A 23,674-nucleotide genomic window follows, 5' to 3' on the forward strand; every position below is an offset into this window, starting at 1 on the left:
AATGGTGCACCTCGCTTCTTATTTTTTGCAACAGAGCCTTTTTTTGAACCGCTATCCTTCTACTGCCAACCGCCACCAAGTGATCTATAAAGATCCACCATTGCGTCAAATTGCTTTTGTTGCGTTTCAATTAGATCTTGTTTGGCCTCCAGGGTATCCCTTTGTGTCAATAGCACATCCAGGTAGTCCGTACGGGCAGATTTGAATAGCTGGCTAGCAACATCAATTGATTGGACGAGCGCTTCCACCTGGCTTGTCTTGAACTGATAGTTTTTTTTGAGCTTATCGATGTTTGAAATTTGATTCGCTACTTCCACATAAGCATTGATAATACTTTGCTCATACTCATAAGCTGCCTGAATTTGCCTGGCACTGGCGTTTTTATATTCGGCTCTGATAGCGTACCTATTGATCACTGGAGCTACCAGCTCTCCGGCAACAGCGGCCGCCAATGATTGTGGGGTATTGAACAGGTACTTAACCGCGAAAGCTTCAAACCCTACCCCGGCGTTTATGTTAAAGGTGGGAAAGAAATTTGCCCTGGCCACCTTTATGTTTAATTCCGCTGCCGATAGCTCAAGCTCCGCTTGCCTAATATCAGGCCTGTTTTGTAGCAATTGCGACGGAATACCTGTCATGAGTACTTTGGGGTTTTGCTCCATAAAACTACTGGAAGCACGCTGGATAGGCTGCGGCGTTCTCCCTAACAGGAAGTTGATCCGGTTTTCAACAACCGTAATATCCTGTTTAAGTTTGTATATGTTGCTTTTGTTTTTTGCCACTTCTGCTTCATAACGTTTGACCGCAAGTGCAGTTGTTCTTGCATACAGCAGAAGTTGTCTAACCATCTCCAACGCATTTTCCTGAATCCTGATATTTTGCTCTAAATTCTCAAGGCGGTTGTCCAGGGCAAGCAATTCATAGTACGAATGAGCAACGTCAGCGACCAGGTTGGTCACTAAAAAATTTTGACCTTCTTTAGATGCCATGTACTCCAGCACAGCCGCTTCTCTCGCATTCCTCAATCTTTTCCATATATCTACCTCCCAAGTTGAAAATAGCTCAAATCGAAAATCGCCAAGAAACGTAGGAAAGTGTTTGCCGGCTAATGGCAGTTCCTCTTCGATAGCGCCGAAGCGCGTAAACTCGCCGACTTTGTCTCCGCCTGCGCCAGCACGAATACCTACCAATGGCATCAAATATTGGCCTCTACGCGCTTGGATTTCATTTTGTGCAATGGTGATGCGCTGCAGCATAATATTAATTTCTTTATTATTAGCAACAGCTATCTCTAGCAAATCTGATAAGGCAGGGTCATCGAAAAAATCCTTTCGCATGACAGTCGCCGTACTGGTCGTTTCAAAAACGTCCGGTTCAAAAGTAGCAGGAAGAGGCACATCTGCTTTTTTGATTGCTACTTTAGGAATACAACCCTGCAACAGCAGCCCCAGCACGACTAAAGCCATAAGCCGAAATGTTTTATTTTTCATTGTCATCCGGGCCGTAATGATAAGTTTCGGCTAGAGGATCAAGATCTTCACCTTGAATTAATTTTTTACCCTCTGCCATTTTCGCAAAAATATAATAAAGTCCTGGAATAACGAGGACGCCAAACACGGTACCGGTAAGCATCCCACCCAGTGCTGAGGTACCAATCGTCCTGTTGCCGACCGCTCCAGCTCCCGTAGCCATCGCTAGGGGTATCAACCCGGCTATAAAGGCAAATGAAGTCATCAAAATCGGCCGAAAACGCTCTTTTGCGCCCGCAATCGCCGCTTCTTTGACCGTCATGCCTCCTTCGACTTGCCTCTGGCTTGCAAACTCGACAATCAGTACCGCGTTTTTGCCAAGCAAGCCAATTAACATCACCATTCCCAGTTGGGAATAGACATCATTGGCAAGCCCTAATCCTTTTAACAATAAAAAGGCACCGAAAATACCGGGGGGTAGCGAACATAACACGACCAAGGGTAAAGCAAAGCTTTCGTATTGTGCGGCCAGCACCAGATAGACAAACAGGATAACGACGGCGAAGATCAGCACTGCTTCATTGCCCCGGAGGGCTTCGTCGAATGTCAAGCCTTCCCAGGCAACTTCAAAACCTCGCGGCAAAGTGGCTTCCGCGACCTCTTCGATTGCCTTGATAGCTGCGCCCGTGGTATAACCGGGTGCGGGCTCGGCCCGGATCGCCGCAGTGTTATAGAGGTTATAACGCGTCAACTCGTTGGGCCCCTGCTTTTTCACCATACTCATGAAGGCAGAGTAAGGCACCATTTCGCCTTTATCATTTTTCACAAAATATTTCAACACATCTTCAGGGGCTCGCCTGAATTCCGGCGCGGCCTGGGTGTAGACCTTAAAAAAGTTATTGAAGCGAATAAAGCCCTGTTCATAAGTACTGCCGATCATGATGTCCAGGTGATTCATCGCGTCTTCGATGGTAACCCCTTTTTGCATGGCCAGCCTATTGTCGATGACCAGTTCGTATTGCGGATAATTGGCCGCATAAAAAGTGAACAAGCCGGTCAATTCCTTACGTTCACGCATCGCATTCATGAATTTTTTATTAAGTTCATCGAATTCGAAGTAATCCGTGTCTAACGTCTTGTCCACCAAGCGAAACGACAGACCCGATGCCGCACCGTATCCCGGCACTGCCGGCGGTTGAAAAAACTCGATGGTCGCACCTAGGTTATGGGCTTTTTCCTCCAACTCGTGGATGACTTGAGTTACCGAATGTTTACGTTGCGACCAATCTTTCAGGTTGACAACAACAGTCCCTGCATTTGATCCACGGCCTTCGGTGAGTACTTCGTAGCCGGCTAAGGAAGAAATTGATTGTACGCCTTCGATTTCTGCGGCCATTATTTCCAGTTCACGTGCCACTTTGTTGGTCACTTCGATGGTTGACCCGGGCGGTGTTTGGATAATCGCATAAATCATGCCTTGATCTTCGCCGGGAATAAAGCCGGAAGGCAAGACTTTATCGACCGCGAAAATGCCGAAGCCAAACCCGACCAATACCAAAAGCGTGACAAGGCGCCGGGTGACCGTGACATTCAGCAATTTGATGTAGCGGCCGGTGACCTTTTCGAAAACAGAGTTAAAGCCATCGATGAAAATGTTTATCGGGTTTCTCCGTTTCGGCTGGCCGTGAGTGTTTTTAAGAATCATGGCACACAGTACCGGGGTGAGCGATAAAGCCACAATTGCTGAAATAGTGATCGACGACGCCATAGTGATAGCGAACTGTCGATAAAATACCCCGACCGGTCCTGGCATAAACGCAAGAGGGACGAACACTGATACCATGACCAGCGTAATCGCTATAATGGCGCCACCGATTTCCTGCAACACTTTTCGGGAGGCTTCATAAGGGCTGCAATGCTCGGCTGCCATTTTTGCATGCACTGCCTCCACTACCACAATGGCATCATCGACCACAATACCAATAGCCAACACTAAGGCAAACAAGGTGATGAGGTTGATGGAAAGCCCGAACGCAGCCATGACGGCAAATGCTCCGACCAGCGAAACCGGTACCGCGAGGACGGGAATCAGGGTAGAACGCCAGTCGCCAAGGAAAATGAAAACCACCAAGGAGACCAGGATGAAGGCTTCCACCAATGTGTGCAGCACTTGGTCGATGGACGCCTCAACGAAACGCGACACATCGTAATTGATTTCGTAGTCCATGCCCTCCGGGAAGGATTTTTTCAATTCTTCCAGTTTTTTCTTCACGTTCTCTATGACTACTTGGGCATTACTGCCGTAGTTTTGCTTCAGCACGATGGACGCGGAAGGGAATCCGTCCTTATCGGAGAAAATATTATAAAACTCGCTGTCCAGAGTGACCTTGGCAACGTCTTTAATGCGCAGAATCTCGCCTGTTGGAGCAGCCCGGAGAATAATGTCCCCATATTCTTCCGGCTTGTTAAAGCGTCCTTTATAAACCAGCACATACTCTTTAGACTGGGCGAGCATGCCTGTGCTTTGGCCCAGCCGACCAGGTCGTCCGATAATGCTTTGAGTCGCCAGTGCCTTCATCACCTCTTCTGACGAGACGCTATAGGCTCTCATCCGTTCCGGATTCATCCAAATCCGCATCGCATATTGGCGGGAACCCAATATGGTTGCTTGGGCAATTCCAGTAATGCGTTGAATCTCCGGAATAACATTGACATAGGCATAATTAAACAAAAGCTTCTGATCGGCGTCTTTGTCTTTGCTGTAGAGGTTGACATACATGAGCATGCTGGGCTGGACGAAGTTCACAATCACGCCTTCCAACTGCACCAGTATGGGTAGCCTGCTCATCATCTGATCCACGCGCGTCTTCACGTTAACCATGGCGATATTAGGATCGACGCCTAAATTGAAATATACTTGAATGGTCGCTTCGCCGGCGCTGGTTGCATCCGAAGTGATGTATCTCATACCAGGCACGCCATTGATAGCGCGTTCTAAGAGGATCAGGGACGATTTCACCAGTACCTCGGCGCTGGCACCGGGAAACGATACTTGAACCGTGACCCGGGGCGGTGCAATATCCGGAAACTGGGAAACGGGCAATGATTTCATTGCCAACAAGCCCATGAATATGAACAACAGCGATAACACGATCGCCAGCACAGGTCTTTTGAGAAAAATACCAAACATGGCTTAATCCTGACTAAAAGGTTACTCGGTATACAATTTCATCAACTCGGAGCGAACCTCTTGGGGTGGCTTTAAATCGATCATCACCTTGTCTCCAGGACTAACTTTGCGCATACCCTCGATCAAAATCCTCTCGCCGTCATTCAGGCCGGTTTTAACAATAAACATGTGGGGCAATTCGGCCTCTATCTGGATAAGCCTTTGCTCCACTTTTTCTTCTTTGTTGACGACGTAGAGATAGATTTTATCCATGATTTCGAACGTCGCTTTTTGAGGGATGAGCATGGCGTTTGGATAAGGTACGGTCATTAGGATTGTTCCTGTCTGACCATGCCTGAGAACTCTGTCCGGGTTCTCGAACAAGGCACGAAACTGAATATTGCCGGAGGTATTATAAAAATCACCTACAATTGTCTCGATGACCCCCGTCTGATCGTAAATCTCGCCATTTGCCATCCTTAACTGCACTTTTTCATTGGTTTTGCCTTTTTCGCGCCTTATAAAATCCAGATATTTAGCTTCCGGGACGTTGAAATAGACCCACAAGTGGGCGATATCAGACAGCTCCGTCAACAAATCATCTTCATCCAGAAGGCTGCCGATCCTAACAGCCAAATGATCCGTAATCCCATCAAAGGGTGCTCTGATATCGGTGAACCCCAAGTGGGTTTTCGCCAAGTTCACCTGCGCGTTGGCCTTATCTAATTTTGCTTTTGCCAAAGCCAATTCATTGGCCGATACGATATTCTTATCAGCCAATGCCTTGGTATTGAGGTATTCGATGTTCACATTTTGCGCTTCGGCTTCCGCAGTTAGAAGTTCTGCCTGATAGACGTTGGGCATGATTTTGAACATGGGCTGTCCCTTTTTTACCCATTGCCCTTCGTCTATAAAAATATGCGTTAAATAGCCCTTTTCCAAAGAGCGGACTTCAATATGTCTGATGGCACGAATCTGACAGACATAGGGTTCCAGGATGGAAGTGTCTTCACGGAATGGTGTGGTTGCCGCATAGTGCGGCATTTCTTCATGTGTCTCGTGTTTTTGGCACCCACTCAATACCAGAGTGGCGATTAAGCCTAGAACGATGGATAATTTAGTGACCATTTTCATGCCGTCTTGATAGTGGGAAAGACGTCCGTCGGCGTATGCCGCATCGCCCTGATTCCAAACAGGACGATCAGAATGGAAAGAACCACGAAGGTGTAAGGTTTCCGCAGCGCCATAATTACGATCTGGTTCATACTATGTTCTCTCTTATGCCTTCGGTAAAAAATTCATCTACCTAGAATATTGCACGTAAGGATGAGGCAATTCTTTTGCAAATCCTTACAAGGTTGGACGTGCAGTCTCCCGCCTTGCGTCTCCAGACGGTCTGAACAGGATTACTGCCCATCCCTTGCCAAACCCAGAAGCTGATCACCCGGCAGAATATTCCGGGAGAATGGGGGGAAGGGAGAGCCGTACCGCCGCTCCCGCTGCTCCTGAAAATCTCGTCCTTCGTTATGTGTTGCCCGAACGCCATGCCGGCGTATGTCTCGGCAGATCTTAATGGCCAGATTGACTGTTCGATATCGATAAGATGGACGTTGCAGTATCGGCCGCCGGTATCGAGCCGCAGCTGATTGGGAAGTGTTTTGGCAATCAGGAGGAAGATGGCGCCGAAGGCTGCGGCAGCCGGATTGTTTCCCGACGCGATGGCAATCGCCGCGGCGACCGCGGATATTTTTGCAATATTTCTGCGTCTTCCAGTTTTGCCGACTTCAAGAGCGGGAAAGCTCTGAACCTTGTCGGTATGCTCCATCGCATAGTTAAATCCAAGCTCCGCCGCTTCGTCGTCTGTCTTCCCGGCAGCCCGGGGAAAAACAGCCTGGCACATTGCCAGGATTTGGTTTAGGTTCCGTTCGCAAGCTCCGAGGATCGTTGCCGAGGCGGCCACGGCCCCGCAGGCGATTTGCTGGGGGCGAGTGCCTGCTGCAGCCCATTGCGCCGCATTTGCCACCGCGTTCGAAATGGTTTCGCTTACGACTCGCATGTTGTCCGCATTCAGGAGCCCTATGACTTCCGCTGAGTGGTCCTTGTCGTAGTGGCTGACAAGAATGTGATCGAGGGAGTAACCGTAACCCCTGAGGATGGGATCGATAAAGTTGTGGACTGTCTCGGCATACCCGAGTAGTCCGCCCTCGATCAATATCGTCCGGTGTCGCCCGGCTGCCACGTCTGCCGCAACCACGAGCGCACTTTCTCCCTGCCCGACGTCAATCGTATGGATGGTGAGTTGCATGGCGATGAGCTTTCAAGTTTTCCCCCTTCCAAGATAAACAGGTAACTCGCACACCGAGAGCGTCCCACTGCGTGCTACCACGCTGTAACGGCTGATAGACGGGCGATTATGAAGTGCGAATGATCGATTCAGCGGTCAAACGCGACACTTTCACAGTGACAGTGGCCTTTCTTCGACTGATCGGCATACGTTTAAGGGATGCCAACAGCCAGTGTGGAATCAAAATTACCACACTCGTTGTAAGAGAACTATGGTGGATAGGTGGTGAATTTGTGAAAGTTGTAAGAGAACTATGATGGATAGGTGGTGAATTTGTGAACACCCCAACCTGAATCATTCAAGTCGAAAAGTGTGGGCGACTGTAGAGTTCCGGATCACAGAGGGAAGTGCTAGAGAGGAAAGTGCGGGAGGGGAAGTGCTGGCCGAAGCGGAGGCGCTCATTGCACGGCGTGGCGCGAGGAGGGTTTATCGATGACTCAGAATCCGGTGCTGGCCGTCGGCGTCCATACGGGCGCGACTCTCCATTTCATGATTCAAGCCATTCTCGTAAAATGACTCGTCATGATTTGGGCTGCTATGCACCTGGTATTTTTGAGAGACGCGGGCTAACCCTGCAGCATGAATGTTTCATACTCCAGTCGGTTGAATTTGTGCGAGAGGATGAAGAGACCGAGAAATGCGGACAGCGTAACGGATACCGCAAAGCCGTATCCGAAGGATTCGGCTCCCAGTTGCAGCGTGGCAACGGTGAACAGCAGGTTAGTTATAAAAAAACATGCCGTAACGATCAATACTTCCCTCCGGGCGTCGAGATAAAAAAGTATGTTGAGTATCGCCATCAGCAGCACCTGCACGCTGACTGCAACCACATCGATATAAAACAAATGAATATAGAGCGGGGATATGCCAATGGTTTGCAGCAGGCCCCTGCCCCACAGAAGGCACAACACCACCGTCAGACCCTGCACTTTGAAAATTTCGTAGATACCCTGCCGGGCAGCGTACACCATCCGGTCACGCCTGTATTCAATATGCATGAGCGTGTCGCCTTCACGCACGGCACGGTAAAAACGTTCGTGCTGTTCGGCAAAATCCGCTTCTATGCTTACCAGAAATACGGCCATCCCCGGCAGGATGAATAGATATGCCAGAAAAATGGGAAGATCGTAGATGATGGATGCGCGCAAGGGACCGATGACTGCCTCGGAAGTGTAGGGCACGAACCAGAAGATGAATTTGTCGATCCACACCGCCAGGTAATAGAGCGTGCCGACCGCAAACAGGCTGTAAAAGCTCCGGCTTCGATCGAGAAAGTCAAACTTGAGCAGAGAATTTCCGGGATATTCCCGCACGATATGATGCAGGAATGAAAACAGCAGATAGCCGTGACCGGTCAGCACGCCAAGTAACAGGCCGTTGAGTTCCCATGGAGATGCGAGGAGTCCGACTGCAATTCCCAGGGAGTAACCCTTGGCCAAAGTCCAGATGATGCGCCCATACGCCTTCATCCCCGACAGGAAAATGAGGACAATCCACATCCCGCTCAGCACAACAAAATTGCACAGTAGCAACAGTTGCTGGAAAAATGGTCCCGTGAAAAGCGAGAAGATAAAGGGCGCTGCCCACGTAAAGCCACCCATCATGGTCAACATCAGGACGCCGAACAGATTGGGCAGCACCTCTGCCTTGTCATCGGCATAAGTCCGGTCCGCAACAAACCGCGTGAACATGAGCTGCATACCCCCGGTCCAGATCAGCGAACCCGCCATCATGTAGGTAACGCAGATCTGAAAGGCGTTGACCTCGCGCTGTTCCACACCCAGCATGACGGCAAGAACGCCTATCATCATGATGCTCAGAATTGAGAGCACCCAGGGACCACCGCTGACCAGGCCGGCATAACCATAGGCTCGCAACACCGACCAGTAATTGTCGCGCTCGAGTATTTTGCGGATTTCGAAACCGATGCCGGCCATATAGTTACATCAGTTCGCTACTACCGGATGCCGCGGTACGCCTAGGGCGCCCGAGTAGACTTCCCGATAAGATGAAAACATGAGCTGATCGTCATAGTAGCGTTTCACGCGCGCAAGCCCCGCCTGCTGCGCAGCGCGCCACTTCTCCGGGTTGTTCAGCAGTTCGAGCGCTGCTTTTGCCGTGCCTTCGGGATCGGCAATGTGCACTACACTACCCGCTGCCCCCAGTGCCCGATCCTGCTCGGCCGCTCCTTCGATGAGCTCCCGGCAGGAACCCACGTCCGTGGCAAGGCAGGGAACACCGCTGGCGAAAGCCTCGAGTATTACCAGCGGCAGGGCTTCACTGATCGAGGTCAGCACCATCAAGCCAAGCTGGGGCAGAATTTCCAGCATATTCTGAAAGCCCATGAATCTGAGATGATCCTTCAAGCCGAGGCTTTCGGCCAGTTCCTTGCATTCATTCACATATGACGGATCCTCGTCCTCCGGACCGACAATCCATCCTTGCGCGTCAGGACGCTCCTTGACCAGCATCCGCAATGTCCGGATGAACGTCTTGATATCCTTGATCGGCACCACGCGTCCGACCAGCCCCAGCACCGGTGGAATCTTTCCCGGCCTTTTTTCGAGTGCGCCGCGATAACGTTCCACGTTGATTCCGTTGGTAATGATCCGTGTTTTTTCCGGGGCCGCCCCATCGGCAACCTGTCTCAACCGATTCCCCTCATACAGGCTGATGATGGGCGAGGCCTGGGCGTACGCCATGCGCCCAAGCTGCTCGTAGAACCTGATCCAGAGGCCGCGGATATACCCCATTTCATCGTGCAGCGTATTGCATACATCATCATTGTGATCATGGATCCAGGTAGCCTGCGCCAGATCGATTTTCCGCTCCTTGGTATAGATTCCGTGCTCGGTGAGCACAAAGGGGATGTTTCGCCGCAGCCGTATCATCGCACCCAACAGTCCTGCATAACCGGTCGAAATGGCATGCACTGCCTGCACCGGCGGGAGCCCGGCCGCAATATCGGCCAATACGAACAGCGGCGCATGCATTGCACGTATCGCCCAGAAATAGTCCACAAACGAGGGTTCAGTACAACGCTCTTTATACTGCCGGGTAATGTAATCCCACGAAGCTTCGCTATATAGAAAATCCTCCTGGCTGATGCCGCCTTTGGCGCCCAGTCGCGCAAATGCATCGGTCATTTTCCCCTCAGCCAATTTCCCAGGCTGGCGCATAATGGCGTGCAACTCTTCCATTTCCTTAAAAGGCTGGCGGCTACCCTTGCGGGCATGCGGCTTCGCAAGGCTGCTTCGGTGCAGCAGATAGTGCGTTTCGACATGCGTCACATTCGGGGGAAACTGATACTGCGCCGGTCCATACATTTCCTTCTGGCCACCTATGAAGATCACGGCGAAGGTAAATTCCGGCAAACCGTTTATGATCTGGTGGACCCATGAAGATACCCCGCCACGGACATAGGGATAGGTTCCTTCCAGCAGCAGGGCGATATCCGCCACCGATTCCACAACCGATCCTGCTGCCCGTATCATCGAGGATTTCTCCGCCCCTGCCTGGATCATGCTCATTTATTCCACCACGCTCTTACCAGGGCCAGTTCCCGCCCCTTCTCCCCAACACGTGCAAGCGCGGATAAACAGCGCTTCGCCTCGGAGAATTTCCGCTCCCGGAAAGCGATTTCGGCAAACCATGGCAGCAGTTGTTGCTGGTGCGCCCCCCGGGTTTCCGCGTTGACAAAAGCCTTTCTCGCGAGGGCAGCTTCACCTGATTCCAATAAAATCCGACCGTACAACAGCCAACTGTCGGGGTCCATGCCCCCCCCTAGAGAGGATGCTTCACTCATCCCATGTTTGGGCGACGTCAGAGATGCCTCGGATGCAGCAGGCACAGGGGCAGATGCAGAGGGAGCGTCGCGCGGCGTAATGGATGACGAGGTCAATACGACCTCCATTTGTGTGCAGGCGTTTTTCAGCCAGTGCTGCCTGACCGCACCCTGTACCAGTTTGTGATATACCAGTTCCCAGCACAGCGCGGCGATCGTTTTGCGGCAGGCATTTTGTGCTCGTGGAGGAAGTTGTGGCAGCGCTTCGGTTAAAGCCAGGACACGGTCGGTGAGCCTTTTTTCATGGGCATCCTTCATCGCATAGGCAAGCAGCCTTACGTCATCGATCGGGTCGCGAGTAGCCTTCGACCAGATCTCCATGGCTTCTCTCGGCGCCATGTGCCGTGTTGCCATCACCGCTTTCAACCGCTTGAGCGAGCGCTCGGCAAAATGGACAATCTGACGCAGAGCCCCCTGGCTGTAAGGGGGAACAGGGAAAATGACAGGGGGTGAAAAAGGCAACTCAGGCAGGATTATAATCTTTACATTCTTCGCGGAACGGGTCCGAGGCCGTTTCAATGCACGTGTTATGCTCCACAGCACCCCCAGCGCTCCGAAAACCGGCAGAATCCATAGAAAGACAAACAGCAACCCCAGGCTTCTGCGAGGAGGAAGCTTGTAGCGACGCGGCAATGACTGCCAGAACATGCGCGCAAGGTAATACGAGGAAGCAGAGTGAAATACAATTGCCGTGAACAGCAGCGCGCCTTCCTGCCAAGCTGCAAGCGCATCATCCGCGCTCAACCCCACCAGGAGAACGGCCACTACTTCAGCAGTCACTCCTGACAACGCAAGCAGGCCATACATGCGACGCATCACCCCTGCTCCAGGGAGCGGATCCTTTGCGGATCGATTTCGTTGACAGGCATCCATTCCTGTGCGGATGTTGCGGGAATATCGGCTACTCGCTGCGCCCATGCTCGTGCGCCGGTAATATCCGTCATTGGCAGCATCACCCAGACGACATGTTGATCCTTTTCGCGCGCAAGGCAGATAAAATCGATAGCACGAATCGAAAACCGCAGCTTTTCGTGAATGCCCCGCATCTCATCCGGATTTCCGGATAATCTCAGGAGTGCCGTATCGAGCCTGAAGCGCGAAAAATCCTGAAATGCACGTTCAAACGAAGCAATAAACCGGGAAACCGATGGTCTCGCCGTTCCGAAGCGGAGATGGTCCACACCATGCGCCACCAGCACCGCGATAAGCTTGAGATTGCTTTCATGAAACGAAAAAAAAGGCATGGAACGCACTGCCAGCACGGCATTTATTTCGCCGATGGAGTCGGCCAAAGGTACCGCAGCCAGAAGCCCGGCCTGATCCATCACTGAATCCTGCAGAAGATTCACCGTGGCCAGTTCGCCGCTATCGAGTGACATTCTCAGCACTGGATCAGCCTCATCGACTGGAAATCGCTCTCCCACACAGGCCAGAACCTGGGAGGTATCAAGGCGGTCGGCAGTAATACCAATAATGCAGGCCTGCGTTAATGCACCATATTCCGCCACAAATTCAATAAGCCTTTGCAATGAACTTTCCGTCAATCCATCGATGCCATTCAGGGTGGATTGAAGGTGCATGATGCCTTCACGCAGGGAAAAGCCGCTGTTGGCAACGGTCTGTTCGAGACGGTCATGGGACAGGCGCAATAACTGGTAACTGCGCGTGAATTCCTCAAGACGCTCGGCGCGGTATTGATACGCGCCCTCCAGTCGGTGCAGGCGGCGCCCCCACATGTCACGAAATTCCCCCGCCACCATCGCTACTACCACAACGCCTATCGCCCAAGGCAACGGAAAGCTCTTCGCGACCTGCCATTGCTGGTCAATGGCAACACCCAGCACTGCGAGTGTCAGCAGAGCGCTGACAAAACCAAAGACAAACCCGTACCGTAACCCCGCGAGCAGGGGCGCCAGCACTGCCCACGGGAATCCGCCACTCAATCGGAAAGGGTCCGTCTGCTGGGTAATGAATGATGCCGCAATTACAACAGCAGTTACAACGAATGTTTCAAACCAGCCGCCCCACGCAGAGACCGGGGTATTTACATCGACAACCTCTATACCTTCCAGCCAGGGTTTCTTCATCGCTTTGCAGGCTCACTGTTTGCAGGAAATTCCCGGATCTTGGTCAGTGTTTCGCGGCAGATATCCAGTTCCGTCGCCAAATCGCTCGGGTTGGGTTTCGGTTCGCCGGCCAACCAGCGATTCGCACGATCCACATCGTCTATGGATAAGGGCAGCATGTCCGCATGCGATGCGGCCGCAGGTTGACGCTTCAGGTGATCCGAAATAAGCGTCAGTTGCCGCGCCACTTCATGCTCATTCCTGTTCCTGACTGCCTTTGCGAAGGCTTTCCATTGTGACAATTCAAGCCGTTCCATCTCTCTGCGCAATGCGAAATAGTCGGCATTATCCAGTTTTCCTCCAAAGCCCCATTGGTTCCGAATCGACTGTAATTCCTCCTGTTTCTCTGCGTCATCAGTATCATCTCTTTTGGCTGGGAAATACTTTGATCCGAAGAAGTATTCCGCCAGGCGTGGCGGATATTTCACTTCGATCTGGGAATTCTGCTTTGAAGCGAATATTTCGAGTGCCTGAAGGCGGGCATAGTTGGCGTGAGCCGGGCAACCCGCCCATTCCATGTTGTCGGCCAGCGCCAATATCCAGAGAAAATCCGCAGGCCGGGTCGAAAGCGATCGCAAAAACCAGACCGCTGCCTGAACCGGCCTGCCCAAACCTTGCTCGGCTGCCGCGAGCGCTTCGGCTAAAGCCGGATTGACCGTAGACTGATTGGCTGACTGGGCACGATAGGGCGCAACGACGGATTCAAGCAGCGCATGATCAATTTTCTCGTATGACAGCAATAGCCAGATCATGGCTTCGGTGACTTCCGGATCTGCGGCCTGCAATCTCAAGATCTCATGTAGTGCATCACGTGCAGCGCTTTGCTTCCCCTGCGCCATTTTGCGCATCGCTTGGAAATACCAGTAATCCGGCGCCTGCACTGCTGAAGGAAGTTTTTCCGCAACCTTGAGCCAGTGATCCAGCTCATCCCAATTCCCCCGCTTCCAGGAAAAACGCATCAGGCGCTGCAAGTCCTCGATGCGCTTCAATCTTTCCCATCCATAGCGCGCAAGCCGCTCGCTTTTTTTATCATCGTGATGACGCAGGGCCAGACGTTGCAGGTTTTCCAGAATTTCCACATCATCCGGCCGAAGGACCAACGCTTTTTCGTAGGCTTTGCTGGCATAGGCATCCTGCCCGAGTTGTGTGGAGACTTTCGCCAGCAGCAGCCAGTATTCTTCCGCAGAAGCAGGATCCGGCGAGTCGATGTCCCGGAGCAGCAACTGAAAGCCCTTTTGCGTATTGCCGGCTTCCTCATACAGCCTCGCCAATGCAAGCCTCTGCCGCCTATCCTGTATTTCCGGCATATCTTCATACAACGTGAGCGCCGCATCCGGTTTGCCCTGGAGAACAAGAACTTCCGCCAGCGCTTTAAGTATGGGCGGAGGATTGTCGAATCGCTCTGCCTGACGTCGCAACTGCTTTTCCACACGAGACGGCTGGGCAACAGCGAGACCTGCTTTGACATAAGCTTCCGCTTCGGTAGCCGTCAGCTTGCGGCGGGACATGACCGCCTCAAGAAGCTGCACAATCGCCTCGTTATCCGGTTTTGCCTGAGCCAGTGCAAAGGTTCGAGTTTCAGCCTCCTCATCAGCCTTATGGCGCGCAAAAGACAACCATAAGGCGAGCGCTTCATCGGGTTGACCGTTCCAGTCATACAAATGGGCAAGCAGTCGATGACGTTCGCTTCCAGGAATCAGAGAAGCACGCAATACAACCGCCCGGGCAAGACCCTCGCCGAGGAGGCCCATCGAAACCTGCAACCGGACAATACGTTCTGCCAGCTTCTGATCCCCGGGTATCTGCACGCTCGCCTGCTCCAGCCAAATCAATGCATGGTCACGATCACCCATTGGTTGGGCAACGTCGGCCGCCAGCATCAGCAACTGTGCGTCCGCGCTGGAGGGGGGAACCAGGCTGGAATTACCAGGACCCGCGACATCAGCCGGTCTACTATAAGCGGAAAGTATTTTTATCGCAGCTTTCAAGGCCTCCCGGTCAACACCCGCCTGAAGATAGGCGCCTAAACATGCTTTCGCCAATTCTGTTTTCTTCCTGGCTACTCGTTCGAAAGCGAAAGCCTGGCAGAAATTTCGTGCTGCAACTCTGGGTTGTGCGGCCGCAAGCCGTTGTCTGGCAGCAAAAGCCAGCCAGCGGGATTTTGTCTGCCGGGTTTCATTCTGCATGCCAACCAACTGCTCGAAGGTTTCCGCTATGACCGAGGGTTCGCCAAACTGCTCTGCCAGCAACACCACCTGATTCGACTCTTTGTCATTCTCCGCCAAGCGCAGCAAAGAAGGAACCAGATCCCCGATACGCCTTCGCAGAGATGCCTCGACCTCTCGGGGAGGATGCCGGTAAAGCTGCTGCAGTGCCAGCTTCAGCTCCGCCAGGCGAATCTCGTAGGTCAACCCTGACTCGGGAGCATTCTGCAGGGGTTCCATGGCAAGGATGGCCTCATCGGTCATGCCCGCTTCCGTCAGCACCTGCACGAACGACAGGCGTAGCGGAGCGTTACGCGGGTCCGACTGCACGAGAACGCGAAGATAAGCGACTGACAAAGCATCTTTTGCTGACAGGTTGGCTGGATCCCTGAAAGCGGGCTGGCGCGGAAACAATACCCAGAAGGCAATGAGAACCACCGCGCTCATGAACAGCAACGCGGGCGCGTTTAGCAGTGATTCGCGTTGCGTTTCAACACTCAAGCCGGAATTTTCCCGCTGCCAGGTTTCCTGAAACTGTATAAACGGAATGTGTACCCTTCGCCTGCGGCGTCAATCTGGTGTCATTTATGCTCAAGGCGCAGGAAGCGGGAGCCGTGACAGTCAGGGGAGCCAGACGTCCCCGCGATTCGAATAAAAGCGTGGCGGAGCCATCATTGTTGATATGCCAGGATTTCAGGGGCGCGCTGGCCTCGATCAATCTCAGTCCCGGATTTTCGTTCCGTTTACCCTGGGCGGCTTTAAGGATTGCGTGATTCCGGGCAAGGTAGATGTAGCGGTTGTCATTGCGGTCATTATATCCCACTACATCGCTGGAGATTTCCGGGGTCATTTCGCTCTTGGGCAACCGCACTGTTCTAAGCGCATCTCCGAAAAGAAACCAATTGCCATCGAGATCGCGCGCGATGCTCGCGGTCTGGAACGCGCGCGTGCGGGTGACATATTCATCGACCCAGATGCCGAGCACATTTTCCTTGCGCTGCGCCTCCGCCATCTGCTCCAGAAGCTCCCTCCCCCGTTCGTTCAGGAATGCATCGGCATGAATCGATATCGACGAAATACGCAACCGGCGTGCGCGGTCGAGCTCGCGGTTCCACTCGCCAACCTTGCCAAAATTCAGGGCTTCGCCGTACCAGAGTTGCGCGAACAGCGGCTCGGCAATCAGCGGCGTCATCACCTGAATACCCCATTCGGTCGGACGAAGCGCGGGATCAAGGTCTGCAAGCGACATCTGTCCGCTCTGCCAATGCAGGCCCCCTCCGCCATAATGCGGCAACCCGGCTTTCTGCGCAGCTGCCAGCACAGCCGGTCCTGGCTTGCCATCCCCCGACCAGATCAACAGCGAGGGAGAATCCGGTGCCATCGTGTGCAGGAATGGAAGAGTGCCGCCCGTTTCGCGCGTCATTTCCGCCGCGTAATCCTTCATGAATACGCTGTAACGGTAGGGTTGCTGATCCGCGTCTGTCTTGCCTTCGAATACCCCCCAATAAAAAGGATGGCTGTAAGTATGGCTGGCCAGGCGAACCTGGGGCAAACTGGCTACCTCGCGCAGCTTGCTCCGCTGCTCTTCGGTCGCCACTTCCGCTTCGATGGCACCCAATGTTATCGGCAGCGGGTTTTTTTCCATCCACCCCTTGAGCCGATCGATCGCCTCCACACCCTGCTCATCCTTTGCAAACAGGCGATCTCCCCTCACCTCGATAATCCCCAGGCGCCGCCCGTTTTCCGTTGTCATGTCAAACACTGGCTGCACCGGCAGGCGCAATGCCGCCTGGAAAAAAACAAAAGGATCGAGCAGCCATTCGTGGCGCCCGGATGCACTCTCGTTCAGGATGTGAGGGTGTAACGCGTAACCGCCCCAGCTCGTCACCGCGACCGGATGAAATATTTTGTCAGCACTGCTCAGAGTGAGCCATGCGTTATTGCGATCCCGAACACGCACATCAGGCGTGCCGCTGCCGATCACCGGAGCGGATTCGGGGCGTCCCAGGCGCTCGTTCATGGCATCGAGTTTCAGGATGCCGGTCGTCGGTTGTAATTCCCCCTGATAATCCAGCAGATTCCGGCACGCAACACCCGCGGGCAGATAACCCATGAGCACTATCGGCAGTCCCGCATTCGCTTCTGACTGCAGCCGTGCGCAGACACTCTCATACCGTTCGGTACCGTTCGCACTGTCCTCCCCCAGCCACGCGATAATTCCGGCATATCGCCCGACGAGCGGTTCAATCGGCAGGGGGAGCTGATCGATGTACCAATAGTCGAGCGCCAGGCCAAGATATTCGAGCGGCATGGCCGCACGCCGAAACAGATCATGCTCCATCTGCTGCGCGGGCGTTCCGTTTACGATAGCCAGCAGCTTGCGGGGAGCAAGGCGCATCCGCCCGTGCCCCAGCCACGTCAGGTCTCCATTGGCGACCCAGGGCATGAACCCCAGCTTGAAGATGTCGCGCGCTGTTTTTTCGGCCTCCACCCAGTTTCCCGGATCGACATAGTCGAGCACCGTAATGGGCACCTTGAATTCGTTTTGCGCCCGCACCAGCTGGTCCAGCAGCCACTTTCTGTTTTCTTCCTTGGTTGGAGCGTGTTTACCGCTAACTGGGTCAAAACCATGAAAAAGTGATTCCGCCACCATACCGTCAGCATAATGGCTGGCCCGGTCCAGCACTTCGAAGCCACGGTTGAGAATGAGCTTGCATCCTGGAAAACGCTGCTTGACTTCCGCGAGCAGTGAAACCAGTCCTTTTTCCTGCTCTTCGCGTTGCTTGCCTTCTTTCGTCACGATCAGGTAACTGTCGACCGTATCGAGAAAAAAAGCGCGATAGCCGTCACGCCACAAGCGTTCGAAATGCTGCTTCAGCAGATATTCGCGCCAGGCAGGATCGGTCATGTCCATTACCAGACTGTTCCAGGCAGGATTGACGCCTATCGACCAATCCGTATCGATACGCGCCATATCTTCGCTGTTGCGGGCAATTTCACCAAACGAGACATAGGCGAAGACAAGTGAAGAATCCAGATTCAACAGTGCTGTTTTCTCATGTGGCAGAATCTGGCTTGGCTGAATGACGATCTGGTCGAAATGGCGCAGGTCTTCGATGGGCGGCCTGCTGCCATAGTAGAAAGCAATATCGCGTTTCTCCAGTTCCAGTCCATCTGCGTGGGCTGCGGATGCCACCAGCATCAATGACAGAAGCAGCTGCCCGGTGCCTGAACAGAGCAACGATACTTTGCTCCAGATCGCACCGGAAAAATAGAACAGGAAGCGGAATCCTGATAGTTGAACCAGGTTGTCATGGGTGCCGCTATGGTCCTTGCGGTCTTTCCAGATACGCAGGACACCTCCGTCTCCGATGTCAATGCCGGGAATAATGGGATTGCGTGTAGCAGTTTGCAAAACTTGTCGAGATATCCTTTCTGCTCCGGAGGCCAGTGGGGCGTACCGGAATGCATTTTGTATTAAGGTGCTTCGCAAGGTAACAGGGAATGTTCTTTCTGTCGGGTTTCCTGGTGGGAAATTTGACCTTCAGGGCAGATCTCATCGAGAGGCATGCTGCTATTTGATACAAAATAGAGCACATACCGTTTTTACTCTTTACTGGATTGCGGAATAGGGCAGGGGCATAATTCCCAGCGTGGGACCATCCAGCGATTTCCAGTGAATTTCACCCGCCTCGACACTGCTGGCCTGAATGACAGCCAACAGATCGGTTCCTCCGTCGGAGGACGATGCCGGGTTGACTACCATACCCGCGGACTGTTCCCCCAAATCGGCGCTGAATAACTCATCCCCCGCTTCGATTGGCAAGTCACACGTTTCCGAACGAATATTTGCAAGATACATGCGCCGCTTTATTTTGCCGAGATACTGGGTGCGGGCGACGATTTCCTGACCGGGATAGCAACCTTTCTGAAAGCTTATCCCGCCGAGGGCATCCAGGTTCACCATCTGTGGCACGAATTGTTCCTGGGTTGCGGGCAGGATGTGGGGAATACCTGCCCGGATTTCCAGCCAGTCCCAACAGGATTTCCCTACCGGCACTGCATTTCTGCTCAAATCTTCCCAGATCGTGGGCGCCTGCTCCGGAAGAATGAGGAGTTGAAAGCGATCCTCTGCAAGACGGATGATGCTTCCTTTTTCGCCATGCCTCACTCCCAGAGGTGCGTCAGGAATTTCATCCAGGATCTCCCTTAACAGAGCTGCGGTGTGGCAGCCCGCAACCCCTATGCGGACCCAGGCTCCGCTGCTGTCCGCCAACTTGACCTTGGCTCGTAGCACATACATGGCAAGGCGCTTCTGGATCCCCGCGAGCAACATTGCAGGCAATTGCATGAGATAACCGTCATCAGTCGCGCGCAAAATAAGAAAAGTTGCGAGAATTCTGCCTTTCGGATTGCAATAACTCCCATAGGAGGCTGCTGAGGCAGTGACACGCCTCATGTCGCAACTCAACTGTCCTTGCAGAAAAGTTTCCGCATCCTCCCCCCAAAAGTGAATCAGGCCAAAATGAGAAAGATCACTCAGCACGTTGGCAGATCGGGTACTCTCAAGTTCGGCAGCAGCATTGCCGTAGCTGACAATGCGGTCTTCCCGAAAAATCGCACCACGGCTTTGCAGGTAGGAGCGCCAGACAGGATTCATGTAAAGGCAGATGCTCGAAGAAGGCCAGAAAAAGGGTTAATTATAAAGCATACACTCCAGCTGGGCGGCAAACTGCCCGCGCTGAGACAATAGTTCATCAATATTTTAAAACATGCAGCCCGTTATGCAACTGCAACCCGTTATGCAACCCCCCACGCCTTTCCTCGTCGTCCACCTGAAATCATCCCGAACGTTAGGAGTAGTGCTCGGCTTCGCGCACTTTGTGGCCATTGTACTGTTGTGGCCCCTGATGATGCCACCTTCAGTCAAGTTGACGGGCTCCGCTTTGCTCGTCATCAGCCTTGTTTTCTACCTGAGGCGCTACGCATTGTTGCGCTCGCCGGATTCCGTTTCCAGTCTCGAAGTAACTGATGAAATGGTATGCATCCTGAATACCCGGGATGGCGGACAGATCGCCTGTGCCTTGCTTGGCAGCAGTTTCATCGCACCCTATCTGACCGTGCTCGACTTGAATCCCCTGAAAATCGATAAAACAGACGCGTCCCCGCGACAGTTGAGCCGATACTTTTCGCGCAGCGTTGTAATCCTTCCCGATGGAATAAACCCTGAAGAGTTCAGGCAGTTACGGGTGCTGTTGCGGTGGAAGTGGAGAAACCAGAGAGGTGAATTGAGCTGGCCTGAATAGTCGCTGCTTCTGTAATAATCCGCATCAATTACCCTGCCGGTTGGTTATGCATAAAAACGTATAAACAAATGAATTAATATTGGTTCACCAGGGAAAACAGAACTGATAACTTTCGGGGTGTGGTTATTCTCCGTTGTTGTTGTGATTTTCAAGGCGCTGGCCATCGGCTCGCGCCTTTTCTTTATCGCACCCCTGGGGAGCCATAATGATTTTTGAATCAGGATCCGGCATCCATCATCCGCTCGAACCGATCACGACAATAACAGGCTGCAGGCTTATAAATATGAACTTTCAACAATTGCGCATCATCCATGAGACGGTTCGCCAGAACTATAATCTGACCGAAGCGGCCAACGCCCTGTTTACCTCCCAGTCCGGTGTCAGCAAGCACATCAAGGACCTGGAAGATGAATTGGGCGTCGAGTTGTTCGTGCGCAAAGGCAAACGGCTGCTCGGTTTGACCAATCCGGGCAAGGAACTGATAGAGATTGTCGAGCGCATCCTTCTGGATGCAAAGAATGTCAAGCGCCTGGCTGAGCAGTTCAGCAAACGGGATAAAGGGCGGCTGACCATCGCCACCACGCACACGCAGGCACAGTACGCACTCCCCACGGTGGTCACGCAATTCAAGAAAACCTTTCCCCAGGTGCATCTCGTCCTGCACCAGGCAAGCCCGGACGAAATCGTATCGATGCTGCTGGATGGAGTGGCCGACATCGGCATTGCCACCGAAGCATTGGAGAGTGTTGCAGAACTAGCCTCTTTTCCTTATTACTCGTGGCACCACGCTGTCATTGTGCCGCACGGACACCCGCTGGAAACAATACAGCCGCTCACGCTTGAAGCCATTGCAGAGTTCCCGGTCATCACTTATCACGAAGGCTTTACCGGCAGGGCGGGAATTGATCAGACGTTTGCCAGGGCGGGATTGGCCCTAGATATCGCCATGTCCGCGCTCGATGCAGATGTCATTAAAACGTACGTGGAACTGGGGCTGGGGGTGGGTCTTGTTGCGTCAATGGCCTTCAATCCCGTGCGGGATGCCCAGTTGACTCTGCTGGACAGTTCACACCTGTTCGGGCAAAACACTACCAACATCTCGATCCGCCGCGGCCATTACCTGCGGGGATACGCCTACCGATTCATCGAGCTTTGCCTTCCTTCTCTGACGGAAGCTGCTATCCGGGCGGGTGTGAGGCCGCGAGCGGGAGTGGAACTCGGTGACTGACTGCTGGAATGATCTGGAAAACCATTTGAATCTGTAGGAGAGATATCGGCTTTCTCAAGCGGCATACTTCTATACGTCTTCCCCCAGAAACCCGCCACTCTGATGCTCCCAGAGCCCGGCATACAAGCCGTTCATTGCGATCAGGCTTTGATGTGTTCCTTCCTCTACGATCCGCCCCTTGTCGATCACGATCAACCGATCCATGGCAGCAATGGTCGACAGGCGATGCGCTATGGCGATCACCGTCTTGCCCTCCATTAGCCGGTAGAGGCTGGACTGGATGACTGACTCCACTTCAGAGTCCAGCGCACTGGTAGCTTCATCAAGCAGAAGAATCGGCGCGTTTTTCAGCATTACCCTCGCTATGGCGATCCGCTGGCGCTGGCCGCCCGAAAGCTTTATCCCACGCTCTCCTACATGCGCATCATAGCCGCGGCGTCCCCCAGGGTCTGTCAGACCCATGATGAAATCGTGCGCCTCCGCCTTTTTTGCAGCGGCGATCGTTTCCGCATCGATTGCGTCAGGTCGTCCATACGCGATGTTGTCCCTTACTGAACGATGCATGAGGGATGTATCCTGCGTAACCATGCCGATATTGGCGCGCAAACTGTCCTGGGTAACGTATCGGATGTCCTGCCCGTCGATCAGTATGCGCCCCTCCTCCACATCATAAAAGCGAAGCAGCAAGTTGACGAGAGTGGATTTACCCGCGCCCGAGCGTCCGACCAGACCGATCTTTTCACCCGGCCTGATATGCAGCGAAAGATGATCTATTACGGGGACGTCGCCCCCGTAGCAGAAAACCACATCTTCAAACCGTATTTCGGCGGCTTTAATCTGAAGACGTTTTGCATCGGGATGGTCGGTCACCACGTGGGGACGTGACAAGGTGGTGATTCCATCGCGTACGGTACCTACCTGTTCGAACAATGAAGTCATTTCCCACATGACCCAATGCGACATCCCGTTAAGCCGCAACGACATGGCGCCGACAGCCGCCACCGCCCCCACGCCGATCTGCCCATCCACCCACAACAGCAAAGCAACCGCAATTGCACTGATGATGAGACTTGCCCCCATCACCTGGTTCACGGTTTCAAACCGCGTGATCAACCTCATCTGGCTATGGACTGTCCCCAGAAACTCCTGCATCGCCAGTTTGGCATAACCGGCCTCCCTGCCGGCGTGAGAGAAGAGTTTTACGGTGGCGATATTAGTATAGGCATCACTGATGCGTCCCGTCATCAAGGCGCGCGCATCCGCCTGGGATTGGGATACCTGGCTGAGCCTGGGCACAAAATAGCGCAGCGCGCAGATATAGAGAGCGAACCACCCCCCAAAAGGTATCAATATCCAGAGATTGAATGTGCCCACCACGGCAACCAGGGTAAAAAAGTAAATCGTTACATAGACAAGTATATCGCCGAGAATAAAGCAGACATCACGCAGCGCAAGAGCGGTTTGCATCACCTTGGCCGCCACCCGTCCCGCAAATTCGTCCTGATAGAAGTGCATGCTCTGGTTCAGCATCAGCCGATGGAAATTCCACCGCAGGCGCATCGGAAAATTCCCGCCCAACACCTGATGCTTGACGAGGTTCTGTATACCGACCAACAGGGGACTTGCAACCAGCAGTCCAGCGAACAGAAGAAGCGTGTTCCGCTCCTGTTCCCATAAAAGAGAGGGCGGTATCTGGTTGAGCCAGTCGACGACTTTTCCCAGCATCGCGAACAATAAGGCTTCAAACGCACCGATTGATGCGGTAAGCAGCGTCATCGCCACCAGGTATCGCCTTACGCCCTCGGTTGCTTCCCAGATAAAGGTAAAAAAACCTTTTGGGGGAATCCTGTCGGTGGGATCGGGATAGGGGTAAATCAGTTTCTCGAAATAGCTGAGCATTTAAACCACTGTAGGCAATCTATGGCGAAGCGAATCATGCCAAATCTGGTGTGACCACATTCGATCTTTGCTGGATCCTGTGACT

At 53.1% G+C, this 23,674-nt stretch carries 15 protein-coding genes; 2 read left to right on the forward strand and 13 right to left on the reverse strand.

The features are described from left to right. Positions 1-59: 59 nt before the first annotated feature. From AC52W5_RS13590 to ygfZ, 12 genes are all read right to left on the reverse strand, one after another. On the reverse strand, positions 60-1,496 hold the full coding sequence (locus AC52W5_RS13590) for a TolC family protein (RefSeq protein ID WP_495671375.1): 1,437 nt from the start codon (positions 1,494-1,496) through the stop codon (positions 60-62). Continuing rightward, positions 1,480-4,659, reverse strand: a complete 3,180-nt coding sequence (locus AC52W5_RS13595) for an efflux RND transporter permease subunit (protein WP_495671376.1) — start codon at positions 4,657-4,659, stop codon at positions 1,480-1,482. The genes AC52W5_RS13590 and AC52W5_RS13595 overlap by 17 nt, the downstream gene beginning before the upstream one ends. A gap of 21 nt (positions 4,660-4,680) precedes the next feature. After that, positions 4,681-5,772: an efflux RND transporter periplasmic adaptor subunit gene (locus tag AC52W5_RS13600; protein WP_495671377.1), complete on the reverse strand. Its 1,092-nt coding sequence runs from the start codon at positions 5,770-5,772 to the stop codon at positions 4,681-4,683. Continuing rightward, a complete protein-coding gene (locus tag AC52W5_RS13605; RefSeq protein WP_139176893.1) occupies positions 5,769-5,903 on the reverse strand; it encodes an efflux RND transporter permease subunit in 135 nt (44 codons plus the stop codon). The genes AC52W5_RS13600 and AC52W5_RS13605 overlap by 4 nt, the downstream gene beginning before the upstream one ends. A gap of 41 nt (positions 5,904-5,944) precedes the next feature. After that, positions 5,945-6,943, reverse strand: coding sequence for a ComEC/Rec2 family competence protein (locus AC52W5_RS13610; RefSeq protein ID WP_074974924.1), 999 nt, complete (start codon positions 6,941-6,943; stop codon positions 5,945-5,947). 605 nt (positions 6,944-7,548) lie between these two features. Continuing rightward, positions 7,549-8,919, reverse strand: a complete 1,371-nt coding sequence (gene pelG, locus AC52W5_RS13615; protein WP_074974923.1) for an exopolysaccharide Pel transporter PelG — start codon at positions 8,917-8,919, stop codon at positions 7,549-7,551. Positions 8,920-8,928: 9 nt separating this feature from the next. After that, positions 8,929-10,512: a GT4 family glycosyltransferase PelF gene (pelF, locus tag AC52W5_RS13620; RefSeq protein ID WP_495671378.1), complete on the reverse strand. Its 1,584-nt coding sequence runs from the start codon at positions 10,510-10,512 to the stop codon at positions 8,929-8,931. After that, a complete protein-coding gene (locus AC52W5_RS13625; RefSeq protein WP_495671379.1) occupies positions 10,509-11,642 on the reverse strand; it encodes a tetratricopeptide repeat protein in 1,134 nt (377 codons plus the stop codon). Before AC52W5_RS13625 ends, pelF begins: the two co-directional genes overlap by 4 nt. Next, positions 11,642-12,913 carry a protein PelD gene (locus AC52W5_RS13630; RefSeq protein WP_495671380.1) on the reverse strand — a complete coding sequence of 424 codons (1,272 nt, stop codon included), beginning with the start codon at positions 12,911-12,913 and terminating at the stop codon, positions 11,642-11,644. Before AC52W5_RS13630 ends, AC52W5_RS13625 begins: the two co-directional genes overlap by 1 nt. Further along, positions 12,910-15,657 (reverse strand): tetratricopeptide repeat protein, encoded by a 2,748-nt coding sequence (locus tag AC52W5_RS13635; RefSeq protein WP_495671381.1) that lies wholly within the window; start codon positions 15,655-15,657, stop codon positions 12,910-12,912. The genes AC52W5_RS13630 and AC52W5_RS13635 overlap by 4 nt, the downstream gene beginning before the upstream one ends. Continuing rightward, positions 15,647-18,571, reverse strand: coding sequence for a bifunctional glycoside hydrolase/polysaccharide deacetylase family protein (locus AC52W5_RS13640; protein ID WP_495671382.1), 2,925 nt, complete (start codon positions 18,569-18,571; stop codon positions 15,647-15,649). Before AC52W5_RS13640 ends, AC52W5_RS13635 begins: the two co-directional genes overlap by 11 nt. Positions 18,572-18,769: 198 nt before the next feature. Next, positions 18,770-19,816: a CAF17-like 4Fe-4S cluster assembly/insertion protein YgfZ gene (gene ygfZ / locus AC52W5_RS13645; RefSeq protein ID WP_495671383.1), complete on the reverse strand. Its 1,047-nt coding sequence runs from the start codon at positions 19,814-19,816 to the stop codon at positions 18,770-18,772. A 124-nt stretch (positions 19,817-19,940) separates the two neighbouring features. Between ygfZ and AC52W5_RS13650 the strand changes: the two genes are divergently transcribed. Together AC52W5_RS13650 and AC52W5_RS13655 are read left to right on the forward strand one after the other, a co-directional pair. Beyond that, complete coding sequence (locus AC52W5_RS13650) at positions 19,941-20,462, forward strand: protein YgfX (RefSeq protein ID WP_495671384.1); 522 nt, start codon at positions 19,941-19,943, stop codon at positions 20,460-20,462. Positions 20,463-20,745: 283 nt separating this feature from the next. Continuing rightward, positions 20,746-21,690 carry a CysB family HTH-type transcriptional regulator gene (locus AC52W5_RS13655; protein WP_495671385.1) on the forward strand — a complete coding sequence of 315 codons (945 nt, stop codon included), beginning with the start codon at positions 20,746-20,748 and terminating at the stop codon, positions 21,688-21,690. Between the two features lie 69 nt (positions 21,691-21,759). On the opposite strand, the gene AC52W5_RS13660 is transcribed toward AC52W5_RS13655, so the two are convergent. Further along, a complete protein-coding gene (locus tag AC52W5_RS13660; protein WP_495671386.1) occupies positions 21,760-23,589 on the reverse strand; it encodes an ABC transporter ATP-binding protein in 1,830 nt (609 codons plus the stop codon). Positions 23,590-23,674 lie beyond the last annotated feature (85 nt).

It is taken from the genome of Nitrosospira sp. CT, from assembly GCF_059489795.1.

What these genes read in the sequence shown, in the direction of transcription:
- pelG (WP_074974923.1), bottom strand. Translation starts at nt 8,919, where the DNA reads ATGGCCGGCATCGGTTTCGAAATCCGCAAAATACTCGAGCGCGACAAT.
- pelF (WP_495671378.1), bottom strand. Translation starts at nt 10,512, where the DNA reads ATGAGCATGATCCAGGCAGGGGCGGAGAAATCCTCGATGATACGGGCA.
- AC52W5_RS13625 (WP_495671379.1), bottom strand. Translation starts at nt 11,642, where the DNA reads ATGCGTCGCATGTATGGCCTGCTTGCGTTGTCAGGAGTGACTGCTGAA.
- AC52W5_RS13630 (WP_495671380.1), bottom strand. Translation starts at nt 12,913, where the DNA reads ATGAAGAAACCCTGGCTGGAAGGTATAGAGGTTGTCGATGTAAATACC.
- ygfZ (WP_495671383.1), bottom strand. Translation starts at nt 19,816, where the DNA reads ATGAATCCTGTCTGGCGCTCCTACCTGCAAAGCCGTGGTGCGATTTTT.
- AC52W5_RS13595 (WP_495671376.1), bottom strand. Translation starts at nt 4,659, where the DNA reads ATGTTTGGTATTTTTCTCAAAAGACCTGTGCTGGCGATCGTGTTATCG.
- AC52W5_RS13600 (WP_495671377.1), bottom strand. Translation starts at nt 5,772, where the DNA reads ATGAAAATGGTCACTAAATTATCCATCGTTCTAGGCTTAATCGCCACT.
- AC52W5_RS13610 (WP_074974924.1), bottom strand. Translation starts at nt 6,943, where the DNA reads ATGCAACTCACCATCCATACGATTGACGTCGGGCAGGGAGAAAGTGCG.
- AC52W5_RS13650 (WP_495671384.1), top strand. Translation starts at nt 19,941, where the DNA reads ATGCAACTGCAACCCGTTATGCAACCCCCCACGCCTTTCCTCGTCGTC.
- AC52W5_RS13660 (WP_495671386.1), bottom strand. Translation starts at nt 23,589, where the DNA reads ATGCTCAGCTATTTCGAGAAACTGATTTACCCCTATCCCGATCCCACC.
- AC52W5_RS13655 (WP_495671385.1), top strand. Translation starts at nt 20,746, where the DNA reads ATGAACTTTCAACAATTGCGCATCATCCATGAGACGGTTCGCCAGAAC.
- AC52W5_RS13605 (WP_139176893.1), bottom strand. Translation starts at nt 5,903, where the DNA reads ATGAACCAGATCGTAATTATGGCGCTGCGGAAACCTTACACCTTCGTG.
- AC52W5_RS13590 (WP_495671375.1), bottom strand. Translation starts at nt 1,496, where the DNA reads ATGACAATGAAAAATAAAACATTTCGGCTTATGGCTTTAGTCGTGCTG.